The 19,058-nt window shown below is 73.5% G+C and carries 18 protein-coding genes, 1 pseudogene and 1 riboswitch; of the genes and pseudogenes, 10 read left to right on the forward strand and 9 right to left on the reverse strand.

Going from position 1 to position 19,058, the window contains the following annotated elements; translation table 11 throughout:
- Nucleotides 1-130: 130 nt before the first annotated feature.
- Both ACIOSR_RS04850 and ACIOSR_RS04855 read left to right on the forward strand, forming a co-directional pair.
- Nucleotides 131-916 (forward strand): NAD-dependent epimerase/dehydratase family protein, encoded by a 786-nt coding sequence (locus ACIOSR_RS04850; RefSeq protein WP_402751959.1) that lies wholly within the window; start codon nt 131-133, stop codon nt 914-916.
- A gap of 52 nt (nt 917-968) precedes the next feature.
- Nucleotides 969-1,412, forward strand: coding sequence for a GNAT family N-acetyltransferase (locus tag ACIOSR_RS04855; protein WP_402751960.1), 444 nt, complete (start codon nt 969-971; stop codon nt 1,410-1,412).
- Between the two features lie 42 nt (nt 1,413-1,454).
- Here ACIOSR_RS04855 and ACIOSR_RS04860 read toward each other — a convergent pair whose 3' ends face one another.
- On the reverse strand, nt 1,455-1,925 hold the full coding sequence (locus ACIOSR_RS04860; RefSeq protein ID WP_056046623.1) for an Lrp/AsnC family transcriptional regulator: 471 nt from the start codon (nt 1,923-1,925) through the stop codon (nt 1,455-1,457).
- 170 nt (nt 1,926-2,095) lie between these two features.
- Between ACIOSR_RS04860 and ald the strand changes: the two genes are divergently transcribed.
- From ald to ACIOSR_RS04875, 3 genes are all read left to right on the forward strand, one after another.
- Nucleotides 2,096-3,205 carry an alanine dehydrogenase gene (gene ald, locus ACIOSR_RS04865; protein ID WP_402751961.1) on the forward strand — a complete coding sequence of 370 codons (1,110 nt, stop codon included), beginning with the start codon at nt 2,096-2,098 and terminating at the stop codon, nt 3,203-3,205.
- 133 nt (nt 3,206-3,338) lie between these two features.
- Nucleotides 3,339-3,902, forward strand: coding sequence for a TetR family transcriptional regulator (locus tag ACIOSR_RS04870; protein WP_056225368.1), 564 nt, complete (start codon nt 3,339-3,341; stop codon nt 3,900-3,902).
- Between the two features lie 44 nt (nt 3,903-3,946).
- Complete coding sequence (locus ACIOSR_RS04875; RefSeq protein ID WP_402751962.1) at nt 3,947-4,744, forward strand: dienelactone hydrolase family protein; 798 nt, start codon at nt 3,947-3,949, stop codon at nt 4,742-4,744.
- A gap of 102 nt (nt 4,745-4,846) precedes the next feature.
- Here ACIOSR_RS04875 and ribH read toward each other — a convergent pair whose 3' ends face one another.
- The 6 genes and pseudogenes from ribH to ACIOSR_RS04905 form a co-directional block, all read right to left on the reverse strand.
- Nucleotides 4,847-5,347 carry a 6,7-dimethyl-8-ribityllumazine synthase gene (gene ribH / locus ACIOSR_RS04880; RefSeq protein WP_056046630.1) on the reverse strand — a complete coding sequence of 167 codons (501 nt, stop codon included), beginning with the start codon at nt 5,345-5,347 and terminating at the stop codon, nt 4,847-4,849.
- Nucleotides 5,348-5,450: 103 nt separating this feature from the next.
- Nucleotides 5,451-6,069: pseudogene (gene ribB / locus ACIOSR_RS04885) on the reverse strand (3,4-dihydroxy-2-butanone-4-phosphate synthase); the annotation flags it as partial.
- Nucleotides 6,070-6,071: 2 nt separating this feature from the next.
- Nucleotides 6,072-6,761, reverse strand: coding sequence for a riboflavin synthase (locus tag ACIOSR_RS04890; RefSeq protein ID WP_267658770.1), 690 nt, complete (start codon nt 6,759-6,761; stop codon nt 6,072-6,074).
- A 183-nt stretch (nt 6,762-6,944) separates the two neighbouring features.
- Nucleotides 6,945-7,079, reverse strand: a riboswitch (FMN riboswitch).
- 112 nt (nt 7,080-7,191) lie between these two features.
- On the reverse strand, nt 7,192-7,884 hold the full coding sequence (locus ACIOSR_RS04895; RefSeq protein ID WP_173151402.1) for a pentapeptide repeat-containing protein: 693 nt from the start codon (nt 7,882-7,884) through the stop codon (nt 7,192-7,194).
- Nucleotides 7,885-7,954: 70 nt separating this feature from the next.
- A complete protein-coding gene (locus tag ACIOSR_RS04900) occupies nt 7,955-9,379 on the reverse strand; it encodes an L-serine ammonia-lyase (RefSeq protein ID WP_402751963.1) in 1,425 nt (474 codons plus the stop codon).
- A 97-nt stretch (nt 9,380-9,476) separates the two neighbouring features.
- Complete coding sequence (locus ACIOSR_RS04905; protein ID WP_123570553.1) at nt 9,477-9,992, reverse strand: MarR family winged helix-turn-helix transcriptional regulator; 516 nt, start codon at nt 9,990-9,992, stop codon at nt 9,477-9,479.
- Nucleotides 9,993-10,080: 88 nt separating this feature from the next.
- Between ACIOSR_RS04905 and ACIOSR_RS04910 the strand changes: the two genes are divergently transcribed.
- The gene (locus ACIOSR_RS04910; protein ID WP_402751964.1) at nt 10,081-12,276 is read left to right on the forward strand and encodes an MMPL family transporter; all 2,196 of its coding nucleotides are present in this window, start codon (nt 10,081-10,083) and stop codon (nt 12,274-12,276) included.
- Here ACIOSR_RS04910 and ACIOSR_RS04915 read toward each other — a convergent pair.
- Together ACIOSR_RS04915 and ACIOSR_RS04920 are read right to left on the reverse strand one after the other, a co-directional pair.
- Nucleotides 12,201-12,797 carry a thermonuclease family protein gene (locus ACIOSR_RS04915; protein WP_402751965.1) on the reverse strand — a complete coding sequence of 199 codons (597 nt, stop codon included), beginning with the start codon at nt 12,795-12,797 and terminating at the stop codon, nt 12,201-12,203. The two genes, ACIOSR_RS04910 and ACIOSR_RS04915, sit on opposite strands and share 76 nt — an antisense overlap.
- Complete coding sequence (locus tag ACIOSR_RS04920) at nt 12,794-14,152, reverse strand: MFS transporter (protein ID WP_173151410.1); 1,359 nt, start codon at nt 14,150-14,152, stop codon at nt 12,794-12,796. The genes ACIOSR_RS04915 and ACIOSR_RS04920 overlap by 4 nt, the downstream gene beginning before the upstream one ends.
- Nucleotides 14,153-14,673: 521 nt before the next feature.
- On the opposite strand from ACIOSR_RS04920, the gene ACIOSR_RS04925 reads away from it, so the two are divergent.
- From ACIOSR_RS04925 to ACIOSR_RS04940, 4 genes are all read left to right on the forward strand, one after another.
- A complete protein-coding gene (locus ACIOSR_RS04925; protein WP_402751966.1) occupies nt 14,674-16,692 on the forward strand; it encodes a hypothetical protein in 2,019 nt (672 codons plus the stop codon).
- Between the two features lie 140 nt (nt 16,693-16,832).
- Nucleotides 16,833-17,819 carry an aldo/keto reductase gene (locus ACIOSR_RS04930; protein WP_159826022.1) on the forward strand — a complete coding sequence of 329 codons (987 nt, stop codon included), beginning with the start codon at nt 16,833-16,835 and terminating at the stop codon, nt 17,817-17,819.
- Nucleotides 17,820-17,995: 176 nt separating this feature from the next.
- Nucleotides 17,996-18,274 (forward strand): acylphosphatase, encoded by a 279-nt coding sequence (locus ACIOSR_RS04935; protein WP_402751967.1) that lies wholly within the window; start codon nt 17,996-17,998, stop codon nt 18,272-18,274.
- A 265-nt stretch (nt 18,275-18,539) separates the two neighbouring features.
- The gene (locus ACIOSR_RS04940) at nt 18,540-19,058 is read left to right on the forward strand and encodes a methylated-DNA--[protein]-cysteine S-methyltransferase (RefSeq protein ID WP_402751968.1); all 519 of its coding nucleotides are present in this window, start codon (nt 18,540-18,542) and stop codon (nt 19,056-19,058) included.

A 19,058-nucleotide genomic window follows, 5' to 3' on the forward strand; every position in this document is an offset into this window, starting at 1 on the left:
CGCGGGGACGCGTCGCGAGGGCGGTTCGGCGGACGCGTGGCGTGCCCCGCGGGCGCTGTCGGTGGTCCCGGGCAGGATCGGGGCAGGACCACGGGACGGGCCGACGAGCCCCCGACGAGAGGCGGCACACATGGCGACCATCGCGATCACGGGAGGCTCGGGCCGCATCGCGACCTGGGTCCGCCCTCTTCTGCTCGAGGCCGGCCACGACCTGCGGTTGCTCGACGTGGTCACGCCACCCGGCGACCTCCGACGACGAGAGACCTTCGAGCACGTCGGCGTGACCGATCTCGACTCCCTCACCGTGGCGTTCTCCGGGGCCGACCTGGTCGTCCACCTCGCGTCGCACGCCAGCGAGCGCACGTGGCACGAGATCCGCGACCTCAACGTCGAGAGCGCCTACGTGGCAAACGAGGCCGCCCGTCGGGCCGGCGTGACCCGGCTGCTCGCGGCCAGCTCGGTGCACGCCGTCGGGTTCGAACCGGGCTCGAGCGCCGCCGACCACGACGTGCCGGCCCCCCGGCCCGACACCTTCTACGGCGTCAGCAAGGTGCTGCTCGAGGCGGTGGGCAGCCTGTACGCCGACCGCTTCGGCTCGACCGTGGTGTCGGCGCGCATCATGACGGCCGAGGTCGAGCCGCACGACGTCCGCAGCCTCGGCACCTGGCTGTCCCCGGCCGACGCGACGCGGCTGATCCTGGCCACCCTGACGACCGCACCGGCCGGGCACCACGTCGTCTGGGGCGTCAGTCACAACACCCGTCGCGTCGTGTCGCTCGCGGCGGGCGAGGCCATCGGCTACCACCCCGAGGACGACGCCGAGGCGTTCGCCGACCGCTTCGCCGGTCAGGTCCTGCCCCCCGACGCACCCGTCGGCGGGGACTTCACGACCATGCCGTTGGGCGAGACCCGGTGACCCGCCCGAAGGCGGCATCCGGTCACGCGCGCGAGGCCGATAGCGTGGCCGTGTGACCCCCACCCAGCACTCGTCGTCCGTCGCCGAGATCGACCCCGTCGTCCTCTACGAGATCCTCCGCCTCCGGGTCGACGTCTTCGTCGTCGAACAGGAGTGCCCCTACCCCGAGCTCGACGGGCGCGACCTCGAGCCGACCGCGCGCCTCCTCTGGTTCGCCGACGACCACGCCCGGGTCCTGGCGACGCTCCGGGTGCTGCACGACGGCGACGACCGTCGCATCGGCCGGGTGGCGACGGCGTCGTCGGCTCGCGGTCGCGGGCTCGCGGCCGACCTCATGCGGTCGGCCGTCGACGAGTGCGACGGTCGACTGGTCCGGCTCGACGCCCAGGCCCACCTCTCGGGCTGGTACGCCCGGTTCGGCTTCGTGGTCGACGGTGACGAGTTCCTCGAGGACGGCATCCCCCACCTGCCGATGACGCTCGCCGCCACGCGCTGACGCCGGCCCCTGGCTCGGCACGGCACGGCACCGGCTGATCGGTCAGACGGTCGGGCCGGGGTGGTGGTGCTCGAAGACCAGACTGGTCCGGGTCGAGGCGACGGCCGGGTGCGCCGAGAGGTGGTCGAGGACGAACTCGCGGACGTCGTTCGTGTCGCGGACGGCCAGGTGGATGATGAAGTCCTCGGACCCGCCCAGGAAGAACAGCTGCACCACCTGCGGCAGGGCCCGGATCTCGGCCGAGAAGGCGGCGATCCGCTGTCGGGCCGACGCGAGGATCGTCACGCTGATCAGCGCCTGCAGGTCGAGTCCGAGCGCCGACAGGTCGACGTCGGCTCCGAAGCCGGCGACGACGCCGCGCTCGACGAGGGACCGGAGGCGCGCGAGGCAGGTCGACGGAGCGATCCCGACCTGCGCGGCCAACGTGGCGTTGGGGGTCCGACTGTTCGCGAGCAGCAGGCGCACGAGCTGCCGGTCGATCTCGTCGAGCCGAACGTCCTTCGTCGCAGCCATGCCTCGTCCCGCCCCTCACCGTCGATCGTGCGGCCAGGCAGGGCCTGCACAGAATCTCGTGCGGAGAGCTTGGCACGCATCGGCACGAAACAGCACACTGACCTCAGTTCGGCGAACAGAGGCGTGCACCGGCCGCCCGTCGTCGAGGCCACTCCCCGAGAGGACGAACCATGCGCGTCGGCATCCCCACCGAGATCAAGAACAACGAGAACCGCGTCGCCGCGACACCGGCCGGAGTCCACGAGTTCTCCCGCCGTGGACACGACGTGATCGTGCAGGCCGGCGCCGGACGGGGGTCGGGGTTCACCGACGCCGAGTTCGTCGCCGCGGGTGCGACGGTGGTGGACGACGCGGCCGACGTCTGGGGCGAGGCCGATCTGCTGATGAAGGTCAAGGAGCCGATCGCGGCCGAGTACCCGCTCATGCGGGCGGACCAGACCCTCTTCACCTATCTGCACCTCGCGGCCTCACCCGAGTGCACCGAGGCCGTCCTCGCGTCCGGCACGACCGCGATCGCCTACGAGACGGTCCAGCGGGACGATCGCAGCCTCCCGCTGCTCTCGCCCATGAGCGAGGTCGCCGGCCGCCTCTCCACGATGGTCGGCGCCTACCACCTCATGAAGCCGATCGGGGGCACGGGCGTGCTGCTCGGCGGCGTCCCCGGCACCCCGAAGGCGAAGGTGGTGGTGATCGGCGGCGGCGTCGCCGGTGAACACGCCGCGGCGAACGCCCTCGGCCTCGGCGCCGACGTGACCGTCATCGACGTGTCGCTTCCGCGCCTCCGCGCCCTCGAGGTGCAGTTCGGTGGCAGGGTGCAGACCCGCGCCTCGACGGCCTACGAGATCGGCGCCCAGGTCGCGGCCGCCGACCTGGTGATCGGTTCGGTTCTGATCCCCGGCGCACAGGCCCCCAAGCTCGTCACCGACGAGATGGTGGCGTCGATGCGTCCCGGGTCGGTGCTCGTCGACATCGCCATCGACCAGGGCGGCTGCTTCGAGGGCTCGCACGCGACCACGCACGACGACCCGACCTTCGCCGTCCACGACAGCGTCTACTACTGCGTCGCCAACATGCCCGGCGCGGTCCCCCAGACCTCGACCCGGGCCCTGACCAACGCGACCATGCCCTACGCACTCGCCCTCGCCGACCGGGGGTGGCGTGACGCCATCGCGGCGGATGCGTCGTTGGCCCGCGGCGTCAACGCGGTCGCGGGGCAGATCACCAACGCGGGCGTCGCGGCGGCGGCCGGCGTCGACCTGGTGGACGCCCGCGCGCTCTGACCCGTCCGACGACGCGACGGCCCACCTCCGCGACGGCGCCCTCCCGGACGCGGGGCGAACCGGTCCGGCCGGTAAGCGAAGACCTCTCTCCGAACCAGGTGGTCCGGAGAGGTGCAGCCCCTATGCTCTGGGCATGGCACGACGACCCACCCCTCCGCGGGAGCGGCTGCTCGAGGCGGCGCGGACCGAGTTCGCGGCCCGCGGCCTCGCCGGAGCCCGCGTCGACACGATCGCGCGCGACGCCGAGGCGAGCAAAGAACGGCTCTACGCCCACTTCTCGACCAAGCGCGACCTGTTCGACGCCGCCCTCGGCGAGAGCATCGGCCGCTGGGTCGCGGTCGTCCCCTTCGACGCCCACGACCTGCCGGGCTGGGCCAGCGCGCTCTACGACCACCTGGCTTCGAACCCCGACGACGCGCGCCTCCTGCTCTGGGGCCAGATCGAGGGCGTCGCGCTGCCGAGCCCTGGCGTGCTCGACCACGGTCAGCTCGAGGCGCGCCGTGACTCGGTGCGTGCGGCCCAGGACGCGGGTGACATCTCGTCCGGCTGGGACGCCGACGAGTTGCTGACCATGGTCTTCGGCGTCGTGCTGGCCTGGTTCGTCACGCCCGAGGCCACCAACCTGCACACCGGCCCGCAGCAGCGTCGGTGCGACGTCGTCCGCCAGGCCGTCGCCCGCATCGTCGCCCCCGGCTGAACCGCCCCCGGCACCGTCCGACCCGCCGGGAGTAGCGTCCCCGTGTGACCACGACCGAACCCACTCCCGCCCTCTCACCCGACCTTCAGCGCGTCCTCGACAGCGTGCCCGACCCGGGCGGCGTCACGACGTCGGACGAGGTCTACGCGGCGACCGACGTCGATCTCGAGGGGTTCCTCGCGACGCCGGCCGGCGCCTCCTCGTCCGGGCTCGTGCCCGGCGTGCTCGTGCTGCACGACTGGTTCGGCGTCGTCGACCACGTCAAGGTGCGCGCGCAGATGCTCGCGCGGCTCGGCTACGTGGCGCTGGCCGGCGACGTCTACGGGCAGGGGGTCCGCCCGTCGCCCGAGGAGGCCGCCGGCGAGGCGGGCAAGTACTACGGCGACGTCGAGCTGTTCCGGTCGCGCCTGCTCGCGAACCTCGAGCGCCTGCGCGCCGAGCCGGGCGTCGACCCGTCGCGGATCGCGGTGATGGGCTACTGCTTCGGCGGCTCGGGTGCCCTCGAGCTGGCCCGCGCGGGTGCCGACGTCGCCGGCGTCGTGTCGTTCCACGGAGGGCTCGGGACGGGGATGCCCGCCGAGAAGGGTGCCGTGACGGCCCCGCTGCTCGTGATGACGGGTGCCGCCGACCCGGTGGTGCCCGACGAGGCCGTGGTCGGCTTCGAGGACGAGATGCGCGCCGCCGAGGCACCCGACTGGCAGGTGCTGAGCTACAGCGGCGTCATGCACGCCTTCGCCGTCCCCGGGACGGACGCACCCGATCACGGGGCCCAGTACGACGCCCGCGCGGATCGTCGCTCGTGGCAGCAGCTCGAGACGTTCCTGTCCGAGGTCTTCGCCTAGGCCCGAGGGGCCCGAGGGTCCCGACGGGCGCGACGGGCAGGACGCCAGACCGTCAGGAGGCGCGGTGCCGGGACGCTCGTCGCCCCGGCACCGCCTCCGTCGTCAGAAGCCGGCCACGCGGGCCGTGCCGGCCCGGGCCAGGTCGCGCAACTGGACGGCCGTCGCGACGGCGGCGTGGGCGGCCTCGGCACCCTTGTCCTCCTTCGAGCCGGGGAGGCCTGCCCGGTCGAGGCCCTGCTGCTCGTCGTCGAGGGTGAGCACGCCGAACCCGACGGGCTTGCCCGTGTCGAGCGTCACCCGCAGCAGGCCCGAGGTCGCGGCGTCGGACACGTACTCGAAGTGCGGCGTGCCGCCGCGGATGATGACACCGAGGGCCACGACCGCGTCGGCCCCGGCCTCGAGCGCGGCCTTCGCGACGACGGGCAGTTCGAAGCTGCCGGGCACGCGCACGACCGTGGCCGTGGCGCCGAGGCGCTCGACCGTCGACAGCGCGCCGGCCAGCAGGCCGTCGGTGATGGTCTCGTGCCAGGTGCCGGCGACGATCGTGACACGGATTCCCGTGCCGTCGACGTCGAGTTCGGTGGGGGCGCCTTCTCCGCTCATGCGCGGTCTCCTTCGGTCGTGCGGGTGGTGGTCGTGGCGTCGGTGGCCCGGGAGTCGGACGCAGGGGATGGTGCGTCGAGGTCGCGGTCGCCCAGCCAGGAGACGAGAGCGGCGATCGTCACGACCGGCACGCCCTCGCGGGCCCCGAAGTCGAGCAGAGCCCGCAGTCGCATCATCTCGCCGTCGTCGCCCACGATCTCGCTGATGACGGCCACGGGTCGCAGCCCCGCGGCCTTCATCAGGTCGACCGAGGCCTCGGTGTGGCCATCGCGCTCACGCACTCCGCCGTCACGGGCGCGCAGCGGCAGGACGTGCCCAGGGCGGTGCAGGTCGTCGCGAACGCTGGTCGGCGACGCGAGCGTGCGGAGGGTCGTCGCCCGGTCGGAGGCGCTGATCCCCGTCGTCACGCCGGCCGCCGCGTCGACGCTGACGGTATAGGCCGTGCCCCGGGCGTCCTCGTTGTGGGCGACCATCGGCGGCAGGTCGAGTCGGTCGGCGATCTCGTTCGTCATCGGCGCGCAGACGAAACCGGAGGACACCCGGACCGTCCAGGCGATCCACTCGGCCGAGGCCAACTCGGCCGACAGGACGACGTCGCCCTCGTTCTCGCGGGACTCGTCGTCGACCACCACGACCGGGCGACCACGGCGCAGGTGCTCGAGGGCGAGCTCGATCGGGGCGAGGCGCGAGTCGACCCGCCCCTCCTCCCGGGGCGTCGACACGGTCACGGGCGCCCCGTCACGGCGGCGTCCCGCAGGTCCGCCGCGTCGGCCGGGGTGGCCGCACCGCGCGGGCCGTCGGCGTCGAGCGCGTCCAGTCGCAGCATGCGGCGCACGTGACGGGCGAGCACGTCGGTCTCGACGTTGACGCGGTCGCCGACGGCCTTGCCGCCCAGGGTCGTCACGGCGAGCGTCTCGGGGATGAGGCTGACCTCGAACCAGCCCGGCACCTCGCCGGGTTCGCTGATCGCGCTCACCGTGAGGCTGACGCCGTCGAGCGTCACCGACCCCTTGTCGACGAGCAGGGGCGCGAGGTCCTCGGCGAGGTCGAACCGGACCCGACGCCAGGCCTCGCCCTCTTCGATCTCGACGACCGTGGCCGTGCCGTCGACGTGGCCCTGGACGATGTGACCGCCCAGGCGGTCGCCGACGCGGGCGGCTCGTTCGAGGTTGACGGGCGTCCCGGGGCCGAACGTCCCCACGGTGCTCATGGCCAGGGTCTGCCGCATGACGTCGGCCGTGAAGGTGTCACCCTGCTGCTCGACCACCGTCAGGCAGACGCCGCTGACCGAGATGGAGTCACCGTGCGCGGCGTCGGTCAGCACGGCGGGGCCGTGGACCGTCAGGCGGACGCTGTCCCCCTGGTCGGCGACGCGCTCGACGCGTCCGAGTTCTTCGACGAGGCCGGTGAACATCAGCGCACCACCGGGCCCGTCGGGTCGGTGGGTCGGTGCGTGCGTGCATCGGGCCCGCGGGGCGTGGTCGCCTGCGTCGTCATGTCGTCCTCCGGTCTGCCTGGCTGTGTGCCGAGGGCTCTCCGGGGGTGCGCGACGCGAGGGTCGGCATCGGCCCGGGGGTCCGCTGAGGGACGACCGGGCCCGCGCCACCTCTCATCCGGACTATGACCGTCGGTACCGGGGTTCCACCGGTTCAACCGGCCGCCACCTCTCGGGGACGACGCGGGTCGCGGACTGTGACCGCCGGCTCAGATTTTCACTGACCCCGGAGCGCGTTGCTCTGTCGGCGACGATAGCACCGCCGCCTCGTGCGGCCCCGACGTGTTCGGCCAGGGCGTAGCCGGGCGTCGCACGGGCGGCCCGGGCTCAGCCGTCGACGAGCCCGGGCTCAGCCGACGACGAGCCCGAGGTGAGCCGCCATCGTCGGGGCGAAGGTCGCCAGCTGCAGGTCGTCGATGGTCGCGCCACGAAGCCCTTCGAAACCGTCGATGCGGGAGAAGTCGCTGGTGCGCAGATCGGTGTGCGACAAGGAGGCGCGGGTCACGTCGAGCGTGCCGATGCGGCAGTCGACCAGCGCGACCCGCAGGGCCTGCACACCCCCGAGGTCGAGTTCGCCGATCGTGCAGCCCTCGATCACGACGTCGGTGAGGCGCGCCCCGCGCAGGTTGAGGAAGTCGACCTTGCCGCCGACCAGGTGCACCGACCGCAGTTCGGCGTCGAACAGCTCTGCCGACCCCCACCGGGGCCGCTCGACGCGGACGTCACGCCAGGTGCTGCGCGAGGCGGCGAACTCGGGGGCGAACGAGTCGGCCAGCACCGACTCGACCAGGCGGGCGCCCCGCAGTCGGGCCGATCCGAGCCGCGGCGACTCGAAGACGCACTCGGTGAACTCGGACCCCTCGAGGTCGCGACCGGTCAGGTCGGCGTCGACGTACCGTTCGAGCTCACGGCTGTCGCGTGGACCCAGCAGGTCGGTGCCGAGATCGACGAGCCCCCGGGGCTCGACGGGGTCGAGCCGCGGAGCGTCGGTGCCCCCCGGGGTCGCGGGGCGGGACGGCGTGGGGCGGCGCGACGGGGTCATGCGACGAGGCTAGCGGCGGGGTGCGACACGACCCGAGGAACGTCCGGGCGGGCCTCCGACGCGGTCGTCCTCAGCACTCGATGACGTTGACCGCGAGCCCGGCACGGCTGGTCTCCTTGTAGCTGTCCTTCATGTCGCGGCCGGTCTGGCGCATCGTCTCGATGACGGTGTCGAGGCTGACGACGTGGCTGCCGTCGCCGAGCAGGGCCATGCGGGTGGCGGCGACCGCCGTGCCCGCCGCGATCGCGTTGCGCTCGATGCAGGGCACCTGCACGAAGCCGCCCACGGGGTCGCAGGTGAGGCCGAGGTGGTGCTCCATGGCGATCTCGGCCGCGTTCTCGAACTGGCGGGGCGTCCCGCCGAGAAGGGCGGTCAGGGCGCCGGCGGCCATCGATGCGGCCGAGCCGACCTCGCCCTGACAGCCGGCCTCGGCCCCCGAGATCGACGCGTTGCGCTTGTAGAGCGACCCGATCGCCGCCGCCGTCAGCAGGAAGGTGCGGGACAGCTCGTGATCGGTCGCGCCGTGGAACCTCATGGCGTAGTAGGCGACCGCCGGGATGATGCCGGCTGCGCCGTTGGTCGGGGCGGTGACGACGCGCCCGCCGCCCGCGTTCTCCTCGTTGACGGCCATCGCGTAGGCCTGCAGCCACTGGGCCGGCAGGTCGGAGGCCAACAGCGAGGAGGCGCGGCCCTGGTCGATCGCCGAGCCGCCGAGGGCGAAGGCGGTCGCCCGCTCGTCCTGCTGGCGCAGCATGGTCGCGAACTGCCGGGCGCGTCGGGGCACCTTCATCCAGCCGGGCAGGACGCCCGTGGCCTCGAGACCCGCGTCGACGCAGGCCCGCATGGCCGCCCAGCGTGAGTCGAGCCCCACCGCGGCGTCGGCCTCGCCGTGCAGCGCGACCTCGTTGCGCCAGGCGAGGTCGGCGATCGACGCGCCTTCGGAGTCGCAGAGGCGCAGCAGGTCGTCCGCGTCGGTGAAGGCGAACGGCGCCTCGGCGGTGGGCACGGCCCGCTCGTCGTCACCGTCCCGCACGACGAAGCCCCCGCCGACCGAGAAGTAGACCTCGCGGGCGAGGCTCTCGCCGTGAGCGTCGAAGGCCTCGACGCTCATCGCGTTGGGGTGCCGGGGCATGCGCGTCAGCGGCGCCATCCGCAGGTCGTTGGGGGCGAAGGCGATCTGGTGCCGGCCGAGCAGCCGCAGGCCGCCGCCCTGCTCGACCGCCTGCTGCATGCCCGAGACGACCTCGGGGTCACAGGTCTCGGGTTGCATGCCCGCGAGGCCGGCGAGGACGGCCGACGGAGTGCCGTGGCCGAGGCCGGTGGCGGCGAGCGAGCCGTAGAGCACGGCCTCGACCCGCACGACGTCGGTCAGCCGGCCGTCGACGTCGAGACCGAGCAGGAACTCGCGGGCGGCCCTCATGGGGCCGACGGTGTGCGAGCTCGAGGGGCCGATGCCGATCGAGAAGAGATCGAGGGCCGAGACGTGGTCGGTCACGGAGAACCTGCCTTCCGGGGTCACCACGACGTTACCCGCTCCCGCCGACGCCCAGGAGGTCGGGGCCGTTCGCCACCCCGAGGAGGCGCGGCTCGCCTCAGGCGGGTCGCCCCACCTCGCGGGCCCGCTCCGCCATCGCGCCCGACATGCCCTCGAGGAACCGTCGGACGGTCTCGAGCTCGGCCTCGTCGAACTCGGCCATGACCCGGTCGCTCATCACGCCGAGCGGCCCGAAGAACGCGCCCGCGACCTCGCGGGCGCGATCCGAGTAGCGGACGAGCACCCGGCGCCGATCGGCGTCGTCGCGGCTGCGGTGCACGTGCCCGACCTTCTCGAGGCGGTCGATGACTCCGGTCGCCGCCCCCGACGTGACGCCCAGGAGCTCGCCGAGACCGCCGGCGGTGACGGGGTCGCCGTCACGCTCGGCCTGCATGACGTGCAGCAGCGCCTCGAGGTCGATGTGGCCGAGACCGTGTCGCGAGGCGAAGGCCTGGGCGACCTTCTGGGACTCGGTGGTCAGCCGTTGCATGTGGGTGACGATCTCGTCGGCCTGCGGCGAGCGCGACGGACGGGTCGACGGGGCCGTGGGGCCCGGGTCTCTCGGGGTGGGCATGGAACCTCCTGCGTGACGAGTCTGGTCGATGCTCCTGTGATCTGCAATACTCTTAGCTCCTAAGACATTCAGCGACTGAAGGATCACCATGCGCACCCTCGCCCGCATCGTCAGCGGCCACCGCACCGCCTGGGCGGTGCTCGCCGCGACGGCCGTCGCCGTCGCCCTGCTCTTCACGGTCCTGCCGCAGAGCGAGGGCGACGCGGCCCCGCCGTCGGGAGTCCCCGACACGAGCCAGTCGGCCCAGGTGGCCGAGTTGCTCACGACCTTCCCGAGTGCCGAGACGACGGTGGGCATCCTGGTCTTCAGCCACGACGGCGACCGGCTCGACGCCGCCGACCTGACCGCCGTCGACGAGCGGGCGGCCGCCCTCGCCGAGCTCGCCACGACCCCGCAGGCCGTCCGGCCGCAGATCAGCGACGACGGCACCGCGGCGATCGTGGCCGTCCCGCTCGACGCCACGACGGTCGACGCCGACGTCGCGGGCACGGCGACGAGCCTGCGGGACGCGGCCTCGGCCGACCTGCCCGCCGGGCTGGACGCCCTGCTCACCGGGCCGATCGGGTTCCAGGACGACATCGCGAACGCCTTCGCCGGGGCCGACTTCCGGCTCCTGCTGGTCACGGTGGTCGTCGTGGCCGTGCTGCTGATCGTCACCTACCGCAGCCCCGTGCTGTGGATCGTGCCGCTGGCCGTCGTCGGTGCCGCGGACGCCCTGGCCGGCCGGGTCGCGGCCGCCGTCGCCGAACCCCTGGGCATCCCGCTCGACGCCTCGATCTCGGGCATCCTCTCGGTGCTCGTCTTCGGCGCGGGCACCAACTACGCCCTGCTGCTCGTCGCGCGTTACCGCGAAGAACTGCTGCTCGAGCCCGACCGCCATCGCGCGATGCGCACGGCCGTGACGAGCGCCGGGCCCGCCATCGCGGCCAGCGGCGGCACGGTCGCCCTGAGCCTCCTCACGCTGCTCCTCGCGTCGCTCACGGGCAACCGGGCCCTCGGTCTCGCCTGTGCGATCGGCGTCGGCGTCGCGATCGTGTTCGCCCTCGTCGCCCTGCCGGCGGCCCTGGTGGTCTGCGGTCGCGGGCTGTTCTGGCCCTTCGTGCCCCGCGCCTCCTCGTCCGGGCGCGACCGCGTGCCCGACGGGGCCGACGCGACGCGGACGGCCGACGCCACCGCAGGAGGCGCGGCGCACCACGCGGCACCGCGACGCGGCTTCTGGGACCGTCTCGGGCGCGGCGTCCGACGCCGTCCGGCCGTCGTGGCCGTGGCGTCCGTCGCGGGCATCGGCGTCCTCTGCCTCGGCCTGAGCGGCTACGCCGTCGGCCTCTCGCAGACCGACCAGCTGCTCGGCGACCCCGATTCGGTCACCGCGCAACAGGTGATCGACGACTCGTTCTCGGCGGGGCTGACCAGCCGCACCACCGTGATCGTCCCCTCGACGGTCGCCGACGAGGCCACCGCGCTCGCGTCGGGCACGGACGGCGTCGACACGGCCACGACCGGCGAGACCGAGGGCGGACTGACGCGCGTCGACCTGCAGCTGTCCGCCGAACCCGAGAGCGACGCCGCGTTCGCCACCGTCGAGCGTCTGCGTGCCGGGTACGCCGACGCCGGCGGCGGCCTCGCCGACGCGCTCGTCGGGGGCAGCGACGCCACCGCCTACGACACGAAGGTGGCGGCGCAGGCCGACATCGACCTGATCGCGCCGATCATCCTGGCGATCGTGTTCGCCGTCCTGGCCCTGTTGCTGCGCTCGCTCGTGGCCCCCGTCCTGCTCATCGCCTCGGTGCTCGCCACGTTCTTCGCGAGCCTCGGGGCCTCGACCTGGCTGTTCCAGAACGTGCTGGGGTTCCCCGCGCTCGACACGGCGGTGACGCTGTACGCGTTCCTGTTCCTCGTCGCCCTCGGGGTGGACTACAACATCTTCCTCACCACCCGGGCCCGCGAGGAGGGCCTCGTGCACGGCACCCGCGAGGGCATGGTGCGGGCCCTGGCCTCGACCGGCGCCGTCATCACGAGTGCGGGCATCCTGCTGGCGGCCGTCTTCGCCGTCCTCGGCGTGCTGCCGGTCGTCGCCCTGACCCAGGTCGGCGTGATCGTCTGCCTCGGCGTGCTGCTCGACACCCTGGTCGTGCGCACCGTGCTGGTGCCCGCGCTCGTGTTCCTCACCGGTGACGCGTTCTGGTGGCCGAGCCGGCGTCCGTCGGTTCAGCCGCAGGCGCCCCAGAGCCCGACCCGCGACGCCTCGGCCGACGCCTCGGCCGCGACGAACCGGTCGCGGTAGCGGTACGCGTCGTCGTAGGTGTCCTCGCGCCCGTAGCCCTCGGCGACGAGCCGCTCGTTGAGCATCGTGCCGTCCGGCGACCAGACGTAGCGCAGCAGCCGGTCGTAGCGGTCGGCGTCACCCTGCGAGGCGTCGTCCTCGAGCCAGACCGTGGCCCCCTCGGGCAGGGTGGCCGTCGTGAAGGCGCTCGCCTCGGGTCCGAAGCAGTCGACGGGCGCGTCGGGCTTCACGGTCTCGGGGGTGTCGACGCCGATCAGGCGGATGCGCTCGCGCTCCTCCGCCACCAGGACGACGACGGTGTCCCCGTCGACGACCCGGTCGACCACGGCCTCGACCGCCGCGGCCGGGACGCTCGCGGGCACGGGGACCGCACCCGCGCCTCCCGGGTCGCCACCCGCCGACCCGTCGCCGAGGAGGCGCGGGAAGGCCACGAGGACGGCCCCCGCCACGAGCACCACGAGGACTCCGAGCAGCCGGCGAGGCGTGAGGCGACGACGCGACGGACGGCGACGCGCGCTCACTCGGCGAGCCGCGTGCCGCGGAGCTCGGGCAGCATCGTGGCGGCGACGGCCCCCACGACGAAGACCGCGCCGAAGACGACGAACAGGGTGGGCGGCCCCCCGAGGGCGATCAGCGGGGGCACCGACAGCGGCGCGGCGATCGAGGCGATGCGCCCGACGCCCGCGGCCCACCCCGCGCCCGTGCCCCGCAGCGGGGTGGGGTAGAGCTCGGGCGTCACGGCGTAGAGCGCCCCCCACGCGCCGAGGTTGAAGAACGACAGGGCCATGCCCGCGACGAGGATCTGCGCGACGCTGCCGCTGACCGCCCCGAAGCCGAAGAAGACGGCCGCGACGGCCGACCCGAGCAGGAAGGTCGCGAGCGTCCCCCGGCGTCCCCACTTCTCGATCAACCAGGCCGAGGCCGCGTAGCCCGGCAGCTGCGCCAGGGTGATGATCAGCACGTACCCGAACGAGCGCACGAGCGGGAACCCGGCCGCGACGAGCAACGACGGCAGCCAGACGAAGGCGCCGTAGTACGAGAAGTTGGTCATGAACCAGACCACCCAGATCGCGACCGTGCGGCGAGCCATGCCGGCACCGAAGAGCCGGCCGACGGAGGCGCGGGCCGGCTTCTCGACGACCCGCGCCTCCTCGGCGGCCACGGTCGGGGCGGCGACGCCGGCCGCCTGCTCGAAGCCGCGGACGGTGCGCTCGGCCTCGTCGTGACGCCCCTTCGACTCGAGGAAGCGCACCGACTCGGGCATCCTGAGGCGGACGAACACGGCGTAGAGCGCGGGAGCGGCACCGATCAGCAGGGCCCAGCGCCAGCCGTCGTCGCTCGTCGGGATCACGAGGTAGCCGACGAGGGCGGCCCCGATCGAGCCGACGGCCCAGAACGCCTCGAGCAGGACGACCACCCGGCCCCGGATGCGCCGGGGTGAGAACTCGCTGACGAGGGTCGACGCGACCGGCAGTTCGGAGCCCAGGCCGAGTCCGACGACGAAGCGCAGGACGAGCAGCACGCCGACCGACCAGGACAGGGCCGAGAGGCCGGTGGCGAGGCCGTAGAGCAAGAGGGTCAGGGCGAAGACGGTCTTGCGGCCCAAGCGGTCGGCCAGCGAACCACCGACGGCCGCGCCGATCGCCATGCCCGCGAACCCGGCCGACGCGACCCAGGCCAGTTGTCCGGCCTGGTCGCTCCACACGGTCATCAGTTGGGCGATGACGAACGAGAGCAGGCCGACGTCGAGCGCGTCCAGGGCCCAACCGATGCCCGAGCCGGCCAACAGGCGACGGTGCTTCGAGGTGAACGGCAGCTCGTCGAGGCGCTCGCTGCGCGTCGGGGCGACCGGGGTCGAGGTGGGGACGGGGGTCATCGGGGCCTGTCGTCTCGGGGTGTCGTCGGGTCGGGCGGGTGGTCGGACACGGACTCCTCGCGTGAGGCGGACCGGGCCACTGGGCAGTGTAGGAGCCGTGAAGATGGCCGCGGCTACAGACACCGGGGCCGCGGCACCGTAGCCTCGGGCGGACCGGATCATCTCGGTCCGCGACGGAGGCACCACCATGGCAGAGAAATCAGCGAAAAAAGGCACCGCGAAGGTTGCCGTGCGCTCCTTGAAGGAGAAGCGCGCCGACAAGAAGGCCAAGGGCGCGACGGGTGGCCACTCGGAGGACATCGTCTCCGACGCCAAGAAGCGCTGACGCACGACGTCCCCGAAGGGGCGCCGACCTCCGCACCGGGTGACCGGTCGCGAGGCGGCGCCCCTTCGTCGTCCCCGGCACGCGGCGACGCCCGCGACGACGCCTCGGGTCGGTCCGGGTGTGACACGACGACCACACCTGACATAACCTCGACCTCGTGGCCCGCGATCAGGGGTGGGGCCGGAGGGACGACGACATGATCGACAGGCGCATCAGGGCATGGGCGGCGACGGGGGTGACGGTCGTCGTGGCCGGCGCGCTGGCCCTCGGGGGCGCGACCAGCGCCTCCGCCGCCGGACCGGGAGCGGTCGGCTGGGCCGACTTCACCGTCGACGGGACGGCTCGTGCCTACACGGGCACGATGACGCTCCCCGGGGACTTCCCGCAGGCGACGGTCACGTCGACCTCGCGCCAGGCGACGATCCCCAGCGGATCGAGCACGTGGCAGGGCACGGGCACGCCGGTCGGCGCCGAGTACGACTCGAGCCGCGGTCGCCCCTACCTCAACCTCCGTCCCGCCCAGGACTCGCCGACCGCGGCCGCCGCCTCGGTCACGACCTACACCTTCGATCGCGCCACCCCCGCGAGCGACTGGTCGTTCGTGCTCGGTGACGTCGACGCCGACCAGGTGACGGTGTCGGCCACCGGCGCCGACGGTGTGGCCGTGCCCGCCGACGCCCTCGGCTTCGGGAGCACGTACAACTACTGCCGCACCGCGGCCGGCGGTCCGTCGCCGTCGTGCGACGCCGCGGGACTGCGCGACGTGCCGACCTGGAACGCCGCCACGGGCGTGCTGACCGGCAACGCCACCGCGTCCGACACCGAGGGCGCCGCCGCCTGGTTCAGCCCGACCGTGCCGCTGTCGACGCTGACCTTCACGTACCAGCAGCGTTCCGGGTTCCCCGTCTACCAGACGTGGTTCGTGACCAAGACCTTCACCGCGAGCGGGGTGGTGACGAACGACGGCGCGGCCTACCCCGGAGCGATCGTGACGGTCGTCGACCCGGCGACCGGTGAGGTCGTCGGGACCACCACGACGGTCGGCCCCGACGGCACCTGGTCGGTCCCCGGCCTCGTCTCGGGCACGCCCTACGAGGTCGACGTCACCACACCGGAGGACGCCGCGGATCTGCCTGCCGTGCCCTTCACGATCGCGGGCGACGACTCCCCCGGACTCGACTTCGCCTTCGCCGGCGCCGTGCCCCCGGTGGCCACCGCGCCCCTCACGGTGACGGTCGTGGAGGCCGACGGGACGCCCGTGGCCGACCGTCCGGTGAGCATCGTCGTGCCCGGCCAGATCGACCCGGTGGCGTCGGGGACGACCGGAGCCGACGGCTCGGTCACCTTCGAGGGGCTCGACCCCGCGGCCGAGTACGACCTGGTGGACGAGGTCACGGGCATCGCCCGCGGTCCGGTCACCACGGCCTCCGGCGCGTCGATCACGCTCGACCCGACCGTCGAGATCACGACGAGCATCGTGAACCCCGACGGATCGGCACCCGCGACCGGGTCGACGGTCGACATCGTGCCGGTCGGCGAGACCGCGCCGGTGGCGAGCGTCGAGACCGGCGCGGGCGGCTCGTTCACGGCCGACGGCCTCACCCCTGGCGAACAGTACGAGGTGGTCCTCAACGAGGACGTCGACTCGGCCGTCACGATCACCGCACCCGCGACGAGCGGGACGATCCCGCCCGTGCAGATCGCGGCCCCCGCGACCGTGTCGGTCGAGGGCACCGTCGTGGACTCCGACGGCACGCCCGCCGCCGACCTCGAGCTGTCGCTGATCGAGGCGGACGCCACCGACCCCGAGCCCGTCGCCACCCCGACCACCGACGCCGCGGGCGTCTACCGGGCCGACGACCTCGTCCCCGGCACGACCTACGACGTCGTGGCCGACGGCGAGGCCATCGGGTCGTTCACGGCGCCGACCGCCGACGGGACCGTCCCGACCATCACCCTCGCCGCGCCTCCCGTGGTGACCCCGGTGCCCGACCCCGAGCCGACCCCCGACCCGACCGTCACGCCGGCTCCCGTCGTGCCGGCAGCCGGAGGCCAGGGCACGGGCGGCACGGGCACCGGCGGCTCGGGCCGGCCGCTCGCCTACACGGGCAGCGAGCCGGGCCTGCCGCTCGGCGTCGCGGCGGCCGCCCTGGCCCTCGGCCTCGCGCTCGTCACGGGCTCGGCCGTCACCCGTCGCCGGGCGGGGCGCCGCTGACCGCGGCGGCCCCCGGGGCCCGACCCCACGAGGCAGAGGAGGCGCGGTGTCCGGTCGACGGGCACCGCGCCTCCTGCGGTCCGTCGGCCCGTGGGCCGGGCATGTGCCCGCACCGGGTGCGAGGGAGTTGGCTCGGGACCATGAAGAACACCACACTCGGCCAGGTCGACGGCGGACTCGACGTCGGCCGCCTCGGCCTCGGCCTCATGGGCATGTCCGCCTTCTACACCGGCAACAGCACCGACGACGACGAGTCGGTGCGCGTCATCCACCGCGCGCTCGACGTGGGCGTCACCCTGCTCGACACCGCCGACATGTACGGCCCGCACACGAACGAGCAACTGCTCGGCCGCGCCCTCAAGGGCCGCCGCGACCAGGCCGTCGTCGCGACGAAGTTCGGCAACGTGACCGACCCCGAGGCCCGCGCCGAACGCACGGTCGACGGTCGCCCCGAGTACGTCCGCCGGTCGGTCGACGGCTCGCTGAAGCGCCTCGGCATCGACCACATCGACCTCTACTACCAGCACCGCGTCGACCCGCTCGTGCCCATCGAGGAGACCGTGGGCGCCATGGGCGAGCTCGTCACGGCCGGCAAGGTGAGGTTCCTCGGGCTGTCCGAGGCGGCGCCCGAGACGATCCGCCGTGCCCACGCGACGCACCCGATCACCGCCCTGCAGACCGAGTGGTCGCTGTGGAGCCGTGAGCCCGAGGCCGAGATCCTGCCGACCGTCCGCGAGCTCGGCATCGGCTTCGTGCCCTACTCGCCGCTCGGTCGGGGGTTCCTCACGGGCACCATCCGCTCGGTGGACGAGCTCGCCGAGGACGACTTCCGCCGGTTCGCTCCCCGCTTCTCGGGCGACAACCTGCAGGCCAACGTCCGCATCGTGCAGCAGGTCGACGAGGTCGCCCGGGCCGTCGGCGCCACACCGGGTCAGGTCGCGCTCGCCTGGCTGCTCGCCAAGGGTGACGGCATCGTGCCGATCCCGGGCACGAAGCGCCGCGCCTACCTCGACGAGAACGTCGCGGCCGACGACGTGGTGCTCGACGCCGAGCAGGTGCACCAGCTCGACGACGTGGCCGCGCCGAAGGGCGCCCGCTACGCCGACATGTCGACGGTCGACAAGTAGCGAGGCGACCGGCGTCGGCTCGGCCGTCGCCCTGCGTGAGCCGTCGCCCCGCCACCCCGCCACGAAATGAACATCCCGCCATCCCTTTCCGTGGCGGGATGTCCATTTCGTGGCGGGGTGAGACGTCCGGGCGCGGAACGAGGGCGAGCCCGAGGAGGCGCGGGTACGGTCGAGCGATGGACGACGTGATCAGACGCCGGGCCCTCGTGCACGGTTCGGTGCAGGGCGTGGGTTTCCGCTTCTCGACCGAGGGCGAGGCGGACCGACTGGACGTCGGCGGCTTCGTCCGCAACCTGCCCGACGGGACCGTCGAGGTCGAGGTCGAGGGACGGCCCGACCGGGTGGCGCTGCTGCTCGAGTGGCTGGACGAGGGACCTCGTGGGGCCCGGGTCGACCGGGTCGAGGTGAGCGAGATCACCCCCGTGGGCGAGAGCGACTTCAGCACGCGCCACTAGCCCGACCGGCGATCAGAACGGGGCCCGGCGGCCGGAGACGAGAGACCCGGCCCGGACGCTCGCACACACCCGACAGTGTGGAGTGCCCGGACCGGGCGTTCAAGGGTACCTGCTCGACGGCCCGGCCCGATCACCCGGACCGGTTCGGTCGGACCGTCCGGCCCCGTCGGCCCGGGGCGTCCGATCCCGTCGACCGGTGACCTCACATCCGGTGCCGCTGCCGCGTCTACGGGGTGGATACCATCGCCGAGAGCCAGGAGGCACCGTGAGCGTCCACACCAGCGTCGACACCCCCGTCGGCCCGTTGACCGTCGTCGGGGGCGAGACGGGCCTCGTCGGCCTCTACTTCGACGAGCACCGCCACCTGCCCGATCCGACCGGCTTCGGCCCGGTCTCGCGGAACGGCGTCGGCCTGAGCGACTTCGCCGAGGTCGGGCGCCAGCTCGGCGAGTACTTCGGCGGCGAGCGGCGCTCCTTCGACCTCCCGCTGGCACCGCGCGGCAACGACTTCCAGGTGCGGGTGTGGACGCTCCTCCGCGACATCCCCTTCGGCGAGACCCGCAGCTACGGGCAGCTCGCGACCGCGCTCGGCGGCGTCGGCCTGGCGCGGGCGGTCGGCGCCGCCAACGGGCTCAACCCGTTGAGCATCGTCGTGCCGTGCCACCGCGTGGTCGGCTCGGGCGGGGCCCTGGTCGGCTACGCCGGCGGGCTCGACCGCAAACGGTTCCTGCTCGGGCTGGAGGCCGACCAGCCGTCGGGCCCCGACTCCGGTCGGCTGTTCTGA

This window comes from Frigoribacterium sp. NPDC087798 (assembly GCF_044742985.1).
Taxonomy (GTDB): Bacteria; Actinomycetota; Actinomycetes; order Actinomycetales; family Microbacteriaceae; genus Frigoribacterium.

Coding starts and splice junctions, on each gene's coding strand:
- ACIOSR_RS04870 (WP_056225368.1), top strand. CDS start 3,339: ATGGCACGACGACCCACCCCTCCGCGGGAGCGGCTGCTCGAGGCGGCG.
- ACIOSR_RS04905 (WP_123570553.1), bottom strand. CDS start 9,992: ATGCCCACCCCGAGAGACCCGGGCCCCACGGCCCCGTCGACCCGTCCG.
- ACIOSR_RS04890 (WP_267658770.1), bottom strand. CDS start 6,761: ATGTTCACCGGCCTCGTCGAAGAACTCGGACGCGTCGAGCGCGTCGCC.
- ald (WP_402751961.1), top strand. CDS start 2,096: ATGCGCGTCGGCATCCCCACCGAGATCAAGAACAACGAGAACCGCGTC.
- ACIOSR_RS04935 (WP_402751967.1), top strand. CDS start 17,996: ATGGACGACGTGATCAGACGCCGGGCCCTCGTGCACGGTTCGGTGCAG.
- ACIOSR_RS04925 (WP_402751966.1), top strand. CDS start 14,674: ATGATCGACAGGCGCATCAGGGCATGGGCGGCGACGGGGGTGACGGTC.
- ACIOSR_RS04850 (WP_402751959.1), top strand. CDS start 131: ATGGCGACCATCGCGATCACGGGAGGCTCGGGCCGCATCGCGACCTGG.
- ACIOSR_RS04910 (WP_402751964.1), top strand. CDS start 10,081: ATGCGCACCCTCGCCCGCATCGTCAGCGGCCACCGCACCGCCTGGGCG.
- ACIOSR_RS04895 (WP_173151402.1), bottom strand. CDS start 7,884: ATGACCCCGTCGCGCCGCCCCACGCCGTCCCGCCCCGCGACCCCGGGG.
- ACIOSR_RS04920 (WP_173151410.1), bottom strand. CDS start 14,152: ATGACCCCCGTCCCCACCTCGACCCCGGTCGCCCCGACGCGCAGCGAG.
- ribH (WP_056046630.1), bottom strand. CDS start 5,347: ATGAGCGGAGAAGGCGCCCCCACCGAACTCGACGTCGACGGCACGGGA.
- ACIOSR_RS04860 (WP_056046623.1), bottom strand. CDS start 1,925: ATGGCTGCGACGAAGGACGTTCGGCTCGACGAGATCGACCGGCAGCTC.
- ACIOSR_RS04930 (WP_159826022.1), top strand. CDS start 16,833: ATGAAGAACACCACACTCGGCCAGGTCGACGGCGGACTCGACGTCGGC.